At 63.1% G+C, this 14,297-nt stretch carries 12 protein-coding genes; 10 read left to right on the top strand and 2 right to left on the bottom strand.

From position 1 onward, the window contains the following. Window positions 1-8: 8 nt before the first annotated feature. The 5 genes from BAU07_RS12795 to hutH all read left to right on the top strand — a co-directional run bounded on the left by BAU07_RS12795 (window position 9) and on the right by hutH (window position 5,279). Entirely contained in the window at window positions 9-881 is an 873-nt protein-coding gene (locus BAU07_RS12795) for an ABC transporter substrate-binding protein (protein WP_084025683.1), read from the top strand. A gap of 13 nt (window positions 882-894) precedes the next feature. Then, window positions 895-2,031 carry an amino acid ABC transporter permease gene (locus BAU07_RS12790; RefSeq protein ID WP_084025681.1) on the top strand — a complete coding sequence of 379 codons (1,137 nt, stop codon included), beginning with the start codon at window positions 895-897 and terminating at the stop codon, window positions 2,029-2,031. Between the two features lie 11 nt (window positions 2,032-2,042). Next, window positions 2,043-2,786, top strand: a complete 744-nt coding sequence (locus tag BAU07_RS12785; RefSeq protein WP_066658194.1) for an amino acid ABC transporter ATP-binding protein — start codon at window positions 2,043-2,045, stop codon at window positions 2,784-2,786. 2 nt (window positions 2,787-2,788) lie between these two features. Continuing rightward, complete coding sequence (hutC, locus tag BAU07_RS12780; protein ID WP_084025679.1) at window positions 2,789-3,601, top strand: histidine utilization repressor; 813 nt, start codon at window positions 2,789-2,791, stop codon at window positions 3,599-3,601. 82 nt (window positions 3,602-3,683) lie between these two features. Beyond that, the gene (gene hutH, locus BAU07_RS12775) at window positions 3,684-5,279 is read left to right on the top strand and encodes a histidine ammonia-lyase (protein ID WP_066665401.1); all 1,596 of its coding nucleotides are present in this window, start codon (window positions 3,684-3,686) and stop codon (window positions 5,277-5,279) included. A gap of 112 nt (window positions 5,280-5,391) precedes the next feature. Here the strand turns inward: hutH and BAU07_RS12770 are convergent, their stop codons facing one another. Continuing rightward, entirely contained in the window at window positions 5,392-6,375 is a 984-nt protein-coding gene (locus tag BAU07_RS12770; RefSeq protein WP_066658192.1) for a Bug family tripartite tricarboxylate transporter substrate binding protein, read from the bottom strand. Window positions 6,376-6,794: 419 nt separating this feature from the next. On the opposite strand from BAU07_RS12770, the gene BAU07_RS12765 reads away from it, so the two are divergent. From BAU07_RS12765 to BAU07_RS12755, 3 genes are all read left to right on the top strand, one after another. After that, the gene (locus tag BAU07_RS12765) at window positions 6,795-8,465 is read left to right on the top strand and encodes a flavin-containing monooxygenase (RefSeq protein WP_157122207.1); all 1,671 of its coding nucleotides are present in this window, start codon (window positions 6,795-6,797) and stop codon (window positions 8,463-8,465) included. After that, entirely contained in the window at window positions 8,462-9,220 is a 759-nt protein-coding gene (locus BAU07_RS12760; protein WP_066658190.1) for an SDR family NAD(P)-dependent oxidoreductase, read from the top strand. Before BAU07_RS12765 ends, BAU07_RS12760 begins: the two co-directional genes overlap by 4 nt. A 152-nt stretch (window positions 9,221-9,372) precedes the next feature. Next, window positions 9,373-10,227, top strand: a complete 855-nt coding sequence (locus BAU07_RS12755; protein WP_066658188.1) for an IclR family transcriptional regulator — start codon at window positions 9,373-9,375, stop codon at window positions 10,225-10,227. Window positions 10,228-10,387: 160 nt separating this feature from the next. Here the strand turns inward: BAU07_RS12755 and BAU07_RS12750 are convergent, their stop codons facing one another. Continuing rightward, window positions 10,388-11,356 carry an alpha/beta hydrolase gene (locus BAU07_RS12750; RefSeq protein ID WP_066658187.1) on the bottom strand — a complete coding sequence of 323 codons (969 nt, stop codon included), beginning with the start codon at window positions 11,354-11,356 and terminating at the stop codon, window positions 10,388-10,390. A gap of 240 nt (window positions 11,357-11,596) precedes the next feature. On the opposite strand from BAU07_RS12750, the gene BAU07_RS12745 reads away from it, so the two are divergent. Together BAU07_RS12745 and betC are read left to right on the top strand one after the other, a co-directional pair. Beyond that, a complete protein-coding gene (locus BAU07_RS12745) occupies window positions 11,597-12,664 on the top strand; it encodes a Bug family tripartite tricarboxylate transporter substrate binding protein (protein ID WP_198168790.1) in 1,068 nt (355 codons plus the stop codon). 7 nt (window positions 12,665-12,671) lie between these two features. Continuing rightward, window positions 12,672-14,279 (top strand): choline-sulfatase, encoded by a 1,608-nt coding sequence (gene betC, locus BAU07_RS12740; protein WP_066658184.1) that lies wholly within the window; start codon window positions 12,672-12,674, stop codon window positions 14,277-14,279. Window positions 14,280-14,297 lie beyond the last annotated feature (18 nt).

Here is a 14,297-nt window from a genome sequence, read left to right as displayed (position 1 = left end):
AGATCCCAATGAAACGGCACGCAATCAGACAACCAGGATGGTTTCGCACCGGCGCCAGCTTTCTGCTCGCGCCGCTTCTGTTCGGCTTGACCGCCGCGACCGCGGTCGCAGCCCAGTTCAGCAATTGCGAAGTCAGCGGCACGCGCGGTTCGGTCAAGCTGGAAACGGTGGTGCCGGGCGCGCTTTCCGTGCGTCCTGTGCTGCCCGCGCCGGGATGGTGGAATGGCGACTCTCCGGAAACCATCAACGGGGGCTTCGAATACTGCATGGCTGCCAATATGGCCTATCGGGCCGGGCTGGACCGTGTGATTGTCGTGAGCCGTTCGTTTGCGCAGATACTCACGGGACAGGCAAAGGGCTTTGACATCGCGCTCAGCGAAATCACCATTACCGACGAGCGCAAGAAGGCGGTGAATTTCACCGATCCGTACTTCGACTCCGACATGGGGGTCCTGGTCAGGGCCGGTGACAAGATCACCGCTGAAAATATCAAGACCAAGCGGCTGGGCGTCAAGCAGGGCACCACCACGCACCAGTTCCTGGAAGACCACGTCAAACCCACCCAGCCGCTGAAGGTCTATCCCGAGGTGGCCGCCATGTACGCTGCCCTGGCTGCCGGCCAGGTAGACGCGGTGGTCTACGACACCCCGAATGTACTGGCGCGAGCCAAACAGTCGGAAGGCCGGTTCGAGGTCGTGGGGCGCTACGACACCGGCGAAAGATGGGGCGGATTGGTCAACAAGGATTCGCCCAACATGGCGGTCTTCAACAAGCTCATCCAGGAAATGAAGGACGACGGAACCTTCGACCGCCTGGCCGCGCAATACCTTGCGCCCAGTCTGGGCATGGATCCGAACAAGGTGCCGATCTTCAAGCCGTAAGAGCACCGCAGCCATGCGCAATCCTATCGATCGAGTGTCCGGCGCGGCGGACGGGGCCGGCCGTGAACGCCGTCTGGACATGGGCGGCATGCCGTCCATGCCGACGGCGCTGTTTCTTTCCGCCCTTGTGGCGGTGGCGCTCACGATAGCGTCCAGCTGGTACACGATCGGCGCGCTGCGTGAAGTCCTTCTGGCCAGCAAGGTCGATGGCTGGTGGGTCCCCGCCGGGGTGGCGCTCCTGGGCCTGGCGTCGGCGTGGGTCGCGTTCCCCTTGTATCGCACCTTCAAACGATGCCTGGAGGTTCGGGCCGCTGCAGCCCGCGGGGACATTGTCGCGGCGCGTGTGGCCAGATCGCAGGCGCGCGTACTGGGCTGGATCGTGCTCGGGTACACGCTCAGCCAGTTCATCTGCGTGGTGGGTGTGCAGTTCCTTCTGGCGAACAACCAGGCGGTGGCCAAGACCTTCTTCCTGGTGCCGCTGATCGTCAAGACCTTTCCCCTGGTGCTGCAGGCGTTCTGGATCAACGTGAAGATCTTCATGATCGCCGAGGTTTTTGTGTTGATCTGGGGGCTGATCGTGGCCCTGGCCATGCTGGCGCCCGGAGAAGCCGGCAAGCCCTTGCGCATTCTCGCCACGGCATATGTCGACATATTCCGCGCCATGCCGGCCGTATTGGTGATCTACCTGGTCGGGTTCGGTTTGCCGTTGACCGGCGTACCCATCCTCAAGGACCTGTCCTTGACGACATATGTCGTCATTGCATTGACCCTGACGGTCGGCGCCTACGTGGCGGAAATCTATCGTGCCGGTATCCAGGGCATCCATTGGAGCCAGACCGCGGCCGCCCGCTCGCTGGGGTTGTCGCACATGCAGACGCTGCGATTCGTGGTCCTGCCGCAAGGGATCCGGAACATCATCCCGCCCTTGCTGAATGCCTTTATCGCGCTGCAAAAAGATACGGCGCTGGTCAATGTGGTGGGCGTGATCGACTCCTTCAACCAATCCATGGTGCTGGCGTCGAACTATTACAACCTGTCGGCCGCAACGACGGTCGCGCTCCTGTTCATCATCATTTCCGTGCCACAGGTCCGCCTGGTGGAACGCATGGCAAAACGCGATCGCGCCCGCATGCGCGCAAGCGGCGCTTAAGGAGCCGTGGCGTGTCGTTCATCGAAATTCGCGAGATCTCCAAGTCGTATGGGCAATTGCCGGTCATCGATCGCCTGAGCATGACGGTGGAAAAGCACCAGGTTGTCTGCCTTATCGGCCCTTCCGGGTCCGGCAAGTCCACCTTGCTGCGCTGTATCAATGGCCTGGAACCCATCGATGATGGCGAGATCCTGGTTCACGGCGACCGTATCACCGGGCCAGGGGTCGATGTCGATGCCTTGCGGCGTGACATCGGTATCGTGTTCCAGGGCTACAACCTGTTCCCCCACATGACCGTGATGGAGAACGTGACCTTGGCGCCGGTGCAAGTGCTCAAGCAGCCCCGCAGGCAGGCCGAGGAGCGGGCGATGGCGTTGCTCACGCGTTTCGGCCTGGCGCAGAAGGCGCACGAGTATCCAGACCGGATGTCCGGCGGGCAACAGCAGCGGGTAGCCATCGTGCGGGCGCTGGCGATGGACCCCATGGTGCTGCTGCTGGACGAGATAACGTCTGCACTGGATCCGGAACTCGTTTCGGAAGTCCTGAATATCGTGCGCGACCTCGCAAACGAGGGCATGACGATGCTGCTGGCCACGCATGAGATGGGCTTTGCCGCCGAGGTGGCTTCAAAGATATGTTTCCTGTGCGACGGCGCCGTCTACGAAGAAGGGCCGCCGGAGCAGATTTTCCGCGATCCGCAACGCGACCGGACCCGCGCATTCCTGCGCAGTATCCGGGAGGCCGGCCGCATATAGCCATGAATCAGCCACCCGTCGAGCGTCTCGCCATGGCCGCCGCGCCCGGGAAACAGGAATCCGCGGCGGGGAAGGGGCCCTCCGCGGGTATCAAAGGCGGCACGGCGACCACGCTACATGAACGGATCAAGACGTATGTGACTCGCGGCATCCTGGATGGCACATGGCCGCCCGGCGCGCGCCTGCCGTCCGAGCATGAACTGGTCTCTCTGTTGGGCGTGTCGCGAATGACGGTCAACAAGGCACTACGCGAACTCGCCGGCGCGGGGCGGATCGTCCGCATTCCGGGCGTGGGCACGTTCGTGGCAGAGGCCAAGCCGCAGTCGACCCTGCTGCAGATCGCCAATATTGCCAACGAGATCCGCTCCCGCGGGCACGAGCACCAATGGCGTTGTATTTCGCGTGAACGGCTCGCCGCCGCGCCGGATGTCGCTGTGTGGCTCGGCATGCTGCCGGGCCAATCGGTTTTCCACATGGTCAGTGTCCACCTGGAGAATGGGTCTCCCATCCAGCTCGAAGACCGCTACGTCAATCCCAGGATGGTTCCCGACTTCATGGACCAGGATTTCGCGCGCACCACGCCCGGCGAATACCTGCTGGCGTCGATACCTGCCGATCTTGTCGAACATGTCGTCGATGCCGTCATGCCGACGCCCAAACAGGCGCGCATACTCGATATGAAGGTCACGGAGCCCTGCCTGCAGCTCACGCGCCGAACGTGGTACGAAGATGTGCCGGTGACGTGGGTGCGGTGCCTGAACCCGGCGTCGCGGTACAGCCTGGGTAGCCGGTTCCGGCCGGGCCCCGACCAGTGAGATAAGCCCTTGCGCATGAGTGGGCTGAAGCAGCCCATGCGACTTGGTTTTCAACGCTGTATATACATGAATAGGGTTGATCATGGCGAAAGTCTCTAGCGTGCGGCTCACGGCCCAACCCATGACGCTGGCCGAGCTCCGGCGCATCCATGCCGGTGACGTCCAGCTCGCAGTGGCGGATGACCTCGTCCCGGCATTGGCGGGGGCTCACCATACCGTCCGCGATATCGTTGCCAGCGGCCAGGTGGTCTATGGCATCAATACCGGATTCGGCAAGCTCGCCAGCACCCGTATAGACAAAGACCACCTGGCCGACCTGCAGCGCAACCTCGTTCTGTCCCACAGCGTGGGCATCGGCAACATCCTGGCCGCCCCAGTGGTTCGCCTGATCCTCGCCACCAAGGCCATGAGCCTTGCCCGCGGCTTCTCCGGCGTGCGCCCCGAACTCGTGGAAGCCCTGGTCAAGCTGTTCAACGGGGGTGTGACGCCCTGCATACCGGGCAAAGGCTCGGTCGGCGCATCCGGCGACCTAGCCCCCCTGGCCCACCTGGCCTGCGTACTTATCGGGGAAGGGGAAGCGTTGCTGCCGGATGGACAAAAGGTAAGTGGGGCGCAGGCCATGCGGGCGGTGGGTTTGACTCCCTTCGTTCTGGGCCCCAAGGAGGGGCTCGCGCTGCTGAACGGCACCCAGGTCTCGACGGCATTGGCGCTTGCCGGCCTGTTCGAAGCCGAACACGTGTTCGGCGCGGCGCTGGTTGCGGGCGCGCTTTCGCTGGAAGCGATACAAGGTTCGGTCAAGCCGCTGGACCCGCGCATACACGCGGCCCGCGGGCAGCCCGGCCAGATCGCCGTGGCGCGGGCATTGCGCACGCTTTTGGCGGATAGCCAGATCGTGACATCGCATGCCGACTGCGGCCGGGTCCAGGACCCGTATTCGATCCGTTGCGTGCCACAGGTCATGGGTGCATGCCTGGACAACCTCGTATATGCGGCTCGTGTATTGGCCACGGAAGCCAACGCCGCCTCGGACAACCCGCTGGTTTTCGCCGACACAGGAGAGGTGATATCGGGCGGCAACTTCCATGCGGAACCGGTGGCTTTCGCTGCCGACATCATCGCCCTGGCAGTCAGCGAGATCGGCGCGATCTCCGAACGGCGCATTGCGCTCCTGCTGGATAGCGGGCTATCGGGCCTGCCGCCGTTCCTGGTTCGCGACGGTGGGCTCAATTCCGGGTTCATGATTGCCCAGGTCACCGCGGCGGCGCTTGCGTCGGAAAACAAGTCGCTCGCCCACCCGGCAAGCGTGGACAGCCTGCCTACCTCTGCGAACCAGGAAGACCACGTATCCATGGCTACCTTCGCGGCGCGTCGCCTGGGCGATATGGTGTCCAACACCGCGGCGATCGTGGGCGTGGAGGCGATGGCCGCCGCGCAAGGTGTCGAACTCAAGCGTTTGCCCCAGGGGCCGCGCAGTTCGGCTGCGATGGAGGACGTGCTGGCGGGAATCCGCCAACAGGTGGCCTTCCTGGACCAGGACCGCTATCTGGCCAACGACGTGGAGACCATGCGCCAATGGGCGCTGAACCCCGAGCGCCTCGAGGCGTTCGCGGACATCGTTCCCAGTTTGCAGGGCGCGAACCGTGCCCGGGAAGTCGCAATGGCGGGGGAGCGGAACTGAAAGGCGGCCAGCCGCGTGGCGTGATCACCATGCGGCCGGTCGCGCGGACCATGATCATCGGCACGATCCTCACCCCGGCCACGCGGCCGGAGCCAGGGAGATCGGCCCGGGTTTATTTGTTTTCCTTTTGCAGGCTCTTCTTCAAGCCGGTTTGCTCGGCCGCGGTGCGCGAGGTGGCCAGCTTCTTCGCGATCACCGCCTTGAATTCGCTGGGGGAATTTCCGGTGGGAATGAATCCCATGGACAGGAATTTTTCACCCAGCTTGGGATCGCGCAGGGCCTCCTGGAGGGCGGCGTTCAAGGTGGCTTTCAGGTCGGCCGACATTCCTTTGGGGCCGACCAGACCGTAGAAGAAGGTGCTCTCCAGCCCAGGGATGGCTTCGGAAAGCGTTTGGACGTCCGGCAGACCCGGCCAACGCGTGGTCGATCCCACTGCGACGATCCGCACGGCTCCGCTCTTCACGTAGGGAAGCGCCACGCCCAGGGGCAACACCAACGCGTCGACATGGCCGGCAATTACGTCCGTCAAGGCGGGGCCGGTGCCGGGGTAGCCGATGATGGTGGTTTTCACTCCCGCGGCGGCCTCGATCCGCAAGCTATCCAGATGCATTCCCCCGCCGGAGACAACCGCGAAGTTCAGTTTGCCGGGATTCTGTTTGGCATAGCTGGTGAAGTCGCTGAAGCTTTTGATCGGCAGGGAGGGGTTAACGACGAGGACCGTGCCCCCTGCGGCGATCTGGCCAATATGGTCGAAGTCTTTCACCAGGTCGTAATCGAGATCGTCACGGACCGCGGAATTGCCCACATCGGAATCCGTCCAGACGCCCAATGTGTAGCCGTCCGGTGCAGCGCTTTTCAGATCCCGGATACCGAGCACGCCCGTGCCGCCAGGGCGATTCCTTACGATGACCTGCTGGCCCCACTTGCGGGAGAAGACCTCGGCAAGGCTGCGGGCGACGATGTCGGTGCCTCCGCCCGGGGCATATCCCACGATGAGCGTGACCGGACGTGTGGGAAACTCCGCGCCCTGCGCGGCTGGCAAGAGCAATGAAATAGCCGTCCACAAGCCGGCTGACAAACGGGCAATCAGCTTCATTTTGCCTTCCTCCTCGGTGGTTTCGTGCCGCGGTATCTGCTGATGTCTGCAGCTTGCGCAAGCCGATGGAGCTCACTATACAAAAAAACGGCTGAGTGTCAACGAAAATAAGTGTCGTCTATAGAAGACGATTAGGCCCTTGATGCGCCTTTGCAGAGCTGCCAAGCAACCGAGAGGCCGCAGATATGGCGGTTTGTGCATACGAACTAGTCCGAATCGACCATATAGCGCGAGCGTCCCCGTGGGGCTATAGGCGTACAGTTCTCTATAGAAGACCCTAGTGCTATATTGCAAACGACACGTGCTTCAACTACCATGGCTCACTGACGCGATATTCCGGCCCTTGCGAGTGCACACCGTGCGTCATGTGCGCTGCCGTCATTCTGGGACCGACGTTCATTGTTCTACGAGGAGGAGACATGTCCGAGGTCACCCAATTCCAATCCCGCGCGCAATCCGCGCCCGAGCGTGTCGACGTCCTGGTCGTCGGCGCGGGTTTCGGCGGGCTTTATGGAATCTTTCGGATGCGCAAGCTCGGGTTGACGGTCCGCTGTATCGAAGCGGCCGACGGAGTCGGGGGCACATGGTTCTGGAATCGCTATCCGGGCGCACGTTGCGACGTTGAGAGCCTCGACTATTCCTATTCTTTCTCCAACGAACTGCAGCAGGAGTGGAGCTGGTCGCACCGTTATGCCGAGCAACCGGAAATCCTCGCCTACCTGAACCACGTGGCTGACCGCTTCGACTTGCGGCGATACATCCGCTTCGAAACACGCGTCACGGAAATGCGCTTCGACGAAGAACGTGCGGTCTGGATGGTCTCCACCGACAAGGGCCCCTTGGTGGAGGCCCGCTTCTGCATCATGGCAAGCGGCAATCTATCGACGCCGCGTGTCCCCGACTTTGCGGGCATCGAGCGATTCAAGGGCGAATGGCACCATTCGGCTCGCTGGCCGAAAGAGGGCGTGGACTTTACGGGCAAGCGTGTGGCGCTGATCGGCACCGGCGCGACGGGCGTGCAAATGCTTCCCAAGATCGCGGCACAGGCAAGCTGCGTCACCGTCTTCCAGAGGACAGCGAATTTCAGCGTGCCTGCCCACAATCACCCGATGCGGGATGACGAAGAGCGAGAGCAGAAAGAAAACTATCCCGCGCTTCGCAAAGCCGCACGCAAGCAATCTTCGGGGATGTCACGCGTCGCGATCCCGACCAAGTCGGCGCTGGACATTCCGCACGAGGAGCGAGTGCGGCTTTACGAGCAGTTGTGGGCAAAGGGCGGAAGCGCACGCATGATGGGCGCATTCACCGACCTGTTGCGCAATCCGGAGGCGAATGAAAGCCTGGCTTCATTCGTGCGCGAGAAGATCCGGTCGATAGTCAAAGACCCTGAGACAGCCGAAATCCTGACCCCGCGCGACCACCCCATCGGATCGCGGCGTCTTTGTGTGGATACGAACTACTACGAGTCCTTCAACCGGGACAACGTGAAGCTCGTGGACGCCCGCCGCACGCCCATCAAGGAAATCACGGAGAAGGGCGTGCGGACCACCGAGGCCGAGTACGAAGTCGACATCATCGCCTTCGCGACCGGGTTCGACGCCATGACCGGCGCACTGAATGAAGTATCGATTACCGGACGCGGAGGTGAGCGGCTCAGCCACAAGTGGCGGGCCGGGCCTGCCACCTACCTTGGACTCATGGTCCACGGCTTTCCCAATATGTTTCTCGTTACCGGCCCCGGCAGCCCGTCCGTGAAGGCGAATATGGTCACGGCGATCGAACAGCACGTCGAATGGATTTCGGATTGCCTGAGCCATCTCGACGCGAACGAAGTCGCCACGATCGAGCCCACGTCCGAAGCCGAGGACGCATGGGTCCGGCATGTGAACGAGGTCGCCAATGGCACCCTGTTCCCGAAAGCGACCAACTCCTGGTATGTCGGCGCCAACATCCCGGGAAAGCCCCGCGTGTTCATGCCCTATGTCGCGGGCCTGCCCGCCTATATCAAGATCTGCGAAGAGGTTGTCGCTGATGGCTATCGCGGTTTCGATCTGCAGAAAGCGGTCTCGGATATGGAGGCAAGGATATGACCGTCAATAGCGTGTTCGTGGTCGGAGGAGCGTCGGGCATCGGTCTGGAAGTGGCGCGTCATTTTCTTGCGCGCGGGGCGGCCACCACGATTATCGATGTCAACGCCGAAAGGGTGAAAGACGCCGAGAAAACCCTGGCCATGCCGGGAGCCCGCGTGTTGGGCATGGCTGCAGACGTCAGGGACCGTGATGGTCTTCATCACGCTTTCGCCGAGAGCGCGAACCGCCACGGCGGCATCGATGCGCTGGTGTTCACCGCCGGCGTGCTGCTTCCAGCGTCGCTGGCCGACATGACGGATGACGTCTACGATGTGACCTTCGACGTGAACACGAAAGGTTTCTGGCGGTGCGTCCAGGCAGCGCTGCCTCATTTCCCGGATAGCGGCGGATCGATCGTCGCCATATCGTCGGCGGCTGGACAGCGTCCGAAGGCGGGAAACGGTGCTTACGCGGCTTCCAAGGTCGCGCTTCAGTTCCTGGCTCGCACGCTTGCGCTTGAAGTGGCCCATAGGCAGATACGCGTGAACTGCATCTGTCCCAGCATGCTGAAAACGCCGATGACGGAAAAGATCATGTCGAGCCCTGCGCAAGGCGGGTTCCATTTATCGGCGACGACGCCTCTCGGCCGTTTGTGCACCGAGGCCGACGTCGCGGCGGCCATCGCATTCCTGTGCTCGGAAGAGGCGTCGTTCATTACCGGCACAACGATCGCCGTGGACGGCGGATCCACGGCGGGCGTGCCGTTGGCCTCTTGAGGGGATTGTCCGGATGGTGAACCTTGCAGGGCAAGGCACGGGAAGTATTATATTTCCCGGAAGCCCGGCAGTTCCCCGGGCTGTCTTATTGTGCTCGCCTGAAAGCGATGGCGTCGCGGTTGCAAACGAAGCAGTGAGAGGAATGATTCATCGTGACTACTGAGTACGAGATCGACACCGAACCGCAAACGGACAAGCCTGATCGCTCCGCAAAGTCCGAACGCGCGGGCGGCTCGGAACGGGTGCTCGGCAAACCGGTAGGTGCGATCATTTCGGGGCTGGCGGTGCTGCGTGCTCTCCATCGGGCGCAGCGTCCCCAACGGGCCAGCGAAGTTGCGCGCGAGACCGGGCTGCATCGCGGGACGGCATTCAATATTCTCCGGACCTTCCAGCGCGAGGGGCTTGTCGCCTACAACGAGCGCGACCAGACCTACAGCGTCGGAATCATGGTGCTGGAGCTGGCGCACGGGGTCCTGCGAACGAGCGGACTGCTCGATGTCATCAGGCCCGAGATGTTTTCGCTGGCCGAGCGCGTCGGCGTAACCGTCGCGCTGGCCAAGGTCGAGAAAAGCTATGACCTGGTGCTGCTGGATTTTGTAGGCGGCGGATTCCGCGTCGACAGCTATTTCAGCGTGGGCCGCCGATCGCCCCGGTTTTCCGGTGCGTCAGGCCTGGTCATGGCGGCATTTTCCGGCGCCACGCCTGAATTGATCGAAGCGGCATATGGCCAGACGGAATGGTTCCGGCAGCCTCCGTTCGAGGAATATGTCCAGCGTATCGAACTGACACGGACCCGTGGGTACGCCTTGGACTCCGGTGACAGAAGGCGGGGACTGACGCAGATTGCGGTCCCGATCTTTTCACAGGCTGGGCCGTTGGAGCTGGTCCTGACGGCAGCCAACTTCAGCTACACAATGACTGAACAGAAGATCGCTGAAGTAGCGGAGGCGATGCTGGCCTTCGCGGACCGGATGTCACCCGAACTCGGCCGCCTTCGGCTTGATTGAGGATAGCACCCAAGTGCGGCGTTGGCCGCGTGATGTCTGCATATTCCCGATTCTCACACTGGTCGGCCAAGCCGCGGAGTATCCGGCCAAAGCTTCGATGGAAGCCCCCGATTCGACGGAGACCTGGCCGCCTGTGTCTACATGGGCGAGGCCATCCCGCTCACCAGGGTTCGGCGGGTTCCGGCAGCCCCAGCCCCCGTCGTAAAGCCGCACACAAAAGGTGGAATTCCGCGTCGACCGCAGCACTGAGCCGACGCGCCCGCAGAAAGCCATGGATCATGCCTGCGCCGATGCGCATCTCCACCGCAACACCGGCGGCCCGTAGTTTTTCGGCGTAGCGTTTGCCGTCGTCCAGCAAGGGGTCGTGGTCGGCCAGCAGCAGATATGCCGGCGGCAAGCCGGCGTGGTCCGCCGCCCGCATGGGCAGTGCATAGCCATCGTCGCGCATGGCCGCCACCGCAGGCGGCAGGAACGATTCCAAGGCGAAGGCCATCGCCTCGCGGGTCAGGAAGGCGTCCTGGGTATTGTGCAGGTAGCTGGGCGTATCGAGGTCGGCATCCAGCGTCGGGTAGATCAGGGCTTGCATGCGCACGGAGGGACCGTCGCGGTCGCGCGCCAGTAGGGCGCAGGCCGCGGCCAGGTTGCCACCGGCGCTGTCGCCCGCAACGGCAATACGCTGCGGATCGATGCCGAGCATCTGCGCCTCGCGGGCCGCCCACATCAGGGCCTCGTAGGCATCTTCGGTTGGCGCAGGATAGGGGTTCTCGGGCGCACGGCGGTAATGCACGCTGAGCACCTGCGCCCCGGTATTGCAAGCCAGGCTGGCGGTGATGAAATCATGTCCTTGCGGGCTGCCCGCGACGAAACTGCCGCCATGCAGGTATACGATGGCCGGCAGCGGCCCGTCTCCGCGCGGCCGATACACCCGCACGAGGATTTCGCGTCCCGGCAGCACGATATAGGTATCGTTGACGGCCAGCGAGGCAGGGTAGGGCTCATTGATCAGCGCGGCTTGACGGTCGGCGCGTGCGCGCCGCTGCGCCAACGTCAGGCTGCCGAGGTCGCCCATTTCCCCCAATGCCTTGCGCGAACGATCTACATACTCCTGGATGCCCGGATCGTAAGCCATGGATTGATTCCTGCGCTGAATCTTGAAGGGGGAATCCGACTGTACAGAATGTTCAGATGGATGCCAATACAGGATCGCCCGGGGCTCACAAGGCGGCCACGCTACCTTAGCGACTTCTTGAGCCCGCCCTTGTGAGGCCATCATTTTCGATGATGCCCCCTCGCATCAATTCCTATTTCCGCTGCGGCAACGATGTCTCTAATATCGCTCCGCATAAGCACGACAACGGCGGAGACAAGCATGTTGAAGGCAGACAAGTACGCGGATGCACCGCCTCGCGGCGGCACGGGGGCGCGGCGTACGGCGGCAACGCCGGTACAGGACGCCTGGACGCGGCGGGACTTCATCGGAGGCGCGCTGGCGGGCCTGGCGGCGGCGCTTCCCATCTCCTCCCATGCCGACGGGGCCGCGGCCGGATGGCCGCAGAAGCCTATCGACGTGGTGATTCCCTTCGCGCCCGGCGGCCCCGTCGACATCGCCGGCCGTACGGTCGGCGTGCCGCTGGGACAGGCATTGCGGCAGACCATTGTGGTGGTCAACAAGGCGGGCGCGGGCGGCAATATCGCCGCGGCCGCCATGGCAAGGGCGCCGGCGGACGGCTATGAGTTCATGCTGGTGCTGGATTCCATTCTTACGGTCAATCCGACCTTCTACAAGGATGCCGGCTTCAAACCGCAGACAGACCTGTCGCCGGTGGCCCAGCTTGGCGATCTTGCCAGCGTCCTGGTGGTGAACGAGAACGCCGGCATCGCGACGGTGGACGAGTTCATCAAGCGCGCCAGGTCCCAGCGACTGACCTTCGGATCCGGAGGAAACGGCACGGCGGGGCATTTGTACGGTGAGTGGCTCAAGTACGACTTCGGCCTGAAGGTGGAGCACGTGCCCTACAAGGGGCTGGCTCCGGCGGTGCAGGGGCTGCTGGCCGGCGACATCGACTTCATCGTGGCGCTGATCCCGGGCGTATTGCCGCAGATCCGCTCAGGCCGCCTGCGAGCGCTGGGCCTGACCTCGACGAGCCGGCAGACGCTGCTGCCGGACGTCAAGCCGTTATCGTCTTTGGGGCTGGTCGGCTTCGAGGGTAGTTCCTGGCTGGGCGTGGTGGGACCACGTGGCCTCTCCGCGGATGTGGTGGCGCGTTTCGCCGTGGCGCTGCGTACCAGCCTGGACGACCCGGCGACGGCCGAGCGCCTGCGCGGACTCGGTATCGAACCCGCCTTCGCCGACGCAGCCGCATTGCAGGCGCGCATCGAGCGCGAGTCGCGCATGTGGGCACGTCTGCTGGACAAGATGAACGCTTCTGCCTCTTGAAGAGATCATGGCTCCGAACTTCCTGTTCCTGATGGCGGATCAATTGACCGCCTTCGCGCTGCGCCTCTACGGCAATCCCGTGTGCAAGACGCCCAATATCGACAGACTGGCTGCGCGCGCGACCCGATTCGAACGCATGTATTGCAACTTTCCGCTTTGCGCGCCATCCAGGGTCGCGATGCTTAGCGGACGGCTGCCCAGCGCAGTCGGCGTGTATGACAACGCCTCGGAGTTTTCGGCGGAAGTGCCGACCTTCCTGCATTACCTGAAGCTCGCGGGCTATACGACCTTGCTCTCGGGCAAAATGCACTTTGTCGGCCCCGACCAGCAGCATGGCTTCCAGGAGCGCCTCACCACCGATATCTATCCCACCGATTTCGGCTGGACGCCGGACTGGCGCGAAGCCTTGCCTGTTGCGCCGACGGGAATGAATATGCGCGCGGTGGTAGAGGCGGGCGCTTGTCGCCGCAGCATGCAGCTGGACTACGACGACGACGTGGTCAACAAGGCGATCCAGCGCATCTACGATGTGGGCCGACTACACCGCGACAAGCCATTCTTCCTGGCTGTGTCCATGTCGCATCCGCACAATCCGTATGTGTCGACGCCTGACATGCTGGACCTGTATCGCCGCCAGGATATCGACATGCCGGTAGTCGGCCCGATTCCCGAGGAGGAACGCGACGCCCACAGCCGGCGCCTGTGGCATATGTTCCGCCAGGACGAACACATCGTCACGGACGACCACGTGCGGACGGCGCGCCACGCCTATTACGCGATGGTGAGCTACGTGGACACGCAAGTGGGCCGCTTGCTGGACGCGCTGGACCTGATGGACCTGGGCAGTAATACCGTCATCGTTTTGACGGCCGACCACGGCGATATGCTGGGGGAGCGGGGGCTCTGGTACAAATGGACCCATTTCGAGGGCGCCGTGCGCATTCCGCTGCTGGTAAGCCTGCCTGGGCAGGTGCAAGGCGCATCCTGCAAAGCCCTGGCTTCGCTGGTCGATCTGTTTCCCACCATCGCGGAACTGGCCGGCATCTCCCTGCCGCAGGCGCAGCGCCAGGAACTGGATGGACGCAGTCTGGCGCCCTTCCTGCGAGCGCCTGGACAGGAGGACGGCGATGATGTGGCGATATACGGCGAGATGAACGGGGAGGGGGCGAACGCGCCATGCCTTATGGTGGTCAACGGTCCATGGAAGCTGATCGTTGCGGCCGGCGATGCACCGCAGCTATACAGGCTGGACGAGGACCCGCATGAATTGAACAATCGCGCTGGCGATCCCTCGGCGGCATCCGTCTTTGCCCGGCTGCTTGAGTTGGCGGAGCAGCGCTGGGACGCGCCGGCGTTGCATCGCGCCATCCTGGACAGCCAGCGGCGGCGGCTATTGATCCAGCAGGCCTTGCTGACCGGCGATTACCGGCCATGGGACTACCAGCCCACGGTGGATGCCTCGCGCCAGTATGTGCGGTCCGGGGCGCAATCCAGTCCGTCGGTCGTCAAGGGCAAATTGCGCTATCCGCCTGTCGCGCCGGTTGCGCCCGATCATCCCAGGCCGGAGGGGGAAGCCCTAGGCCGGATCGACATCCAGGATGCCCCGATTTCATGAATCATGGCATTCCTTTAC

The sequence above is a fragment of the Bordetella flabilis genome, assembly GCF_001676725.1.
In the GTDB taxonomy this organism is placed as follows: Bacteria; Pseudomonadota; Gammaproteobacteria; order Burkholderiales; family Burkholderiaceae_B; genus Bordetella_C; species Bordetella_C flabilis.
This window is presented reverse-complemented; position numbering and strand designations above follow the sequence as displayed.

Bases quoted from the DNA above. Each gene is read 5' to 3' on its own strand.
- BAU07_RS12795 (WP_084025683.1), top strand. From the start codon at position 9: ATGAAACGGCACGCAATCAGACAACCAGGATGGTTTCGCACCGGCGCC.
- BAU07_RS12790 (WP_084025681.1), top strand. From the start codon at position 895: ATGCGCAATCCTATCGATCGAGTGTCCGGCGCGGCGGACGGGGCCGGC.
- hutC (WP_084025679.1), top strand. From the start codon at position 2,789: ATGAATCAGCCACCCGTCGAGCGTCTCGCCATGGCCGCCGCGCCCGGG.
- hutH (WP_066665401.1), top strand. From the start codon at position 3,684: ATGGCGAAAGTCTCTAGCGTGCGGCTCACGGCCCAACCCATGACGCTG.
- BAU07_RS12770 (WP_066658192.1), bottom strand. From the start codon at position 6,375: ATGAAGCTGATTGCCCGTTTGTCAGCCGGCTTGTGGACGGCTATTTCA.
- BAU07_RS12765 (WP_157122207.1), top strand. From the start codon at position 6,795: ATGTCCGAGGTCACCCAATTCCAATCCCGCGCGCAATCCGCGCCCGAG.
- BAU07_RS12760 (WP_066658190.1), top strand. From the start codon at position 8,462: ATGACCGTCAATAGCGTGTTCGTGGTCGGAGGAGCGTCGGGCATCGGT.
- BAU07_RS12750 (WP_066658187.1), bottom strand. From the start codon at position 11,356: ATGGCTTACGATCCGGGCATCCAGGAGTATGTAGATCGTTCGCGCAAG.
- BAU07_RS12745 (WP_198168790.1), top strand. From the start codon at position 11,597: ATGTTGAAGGCAGACAAGTACGCGGATGCACCGCCTCGCGGCGGCACG.
- betC (WP_066658184.1), top strand. From the start codon at position 12,672: ATGGCTCCGAACTTCCTGTTCCTGATGGCGGATCAATTGACCGCCTTC.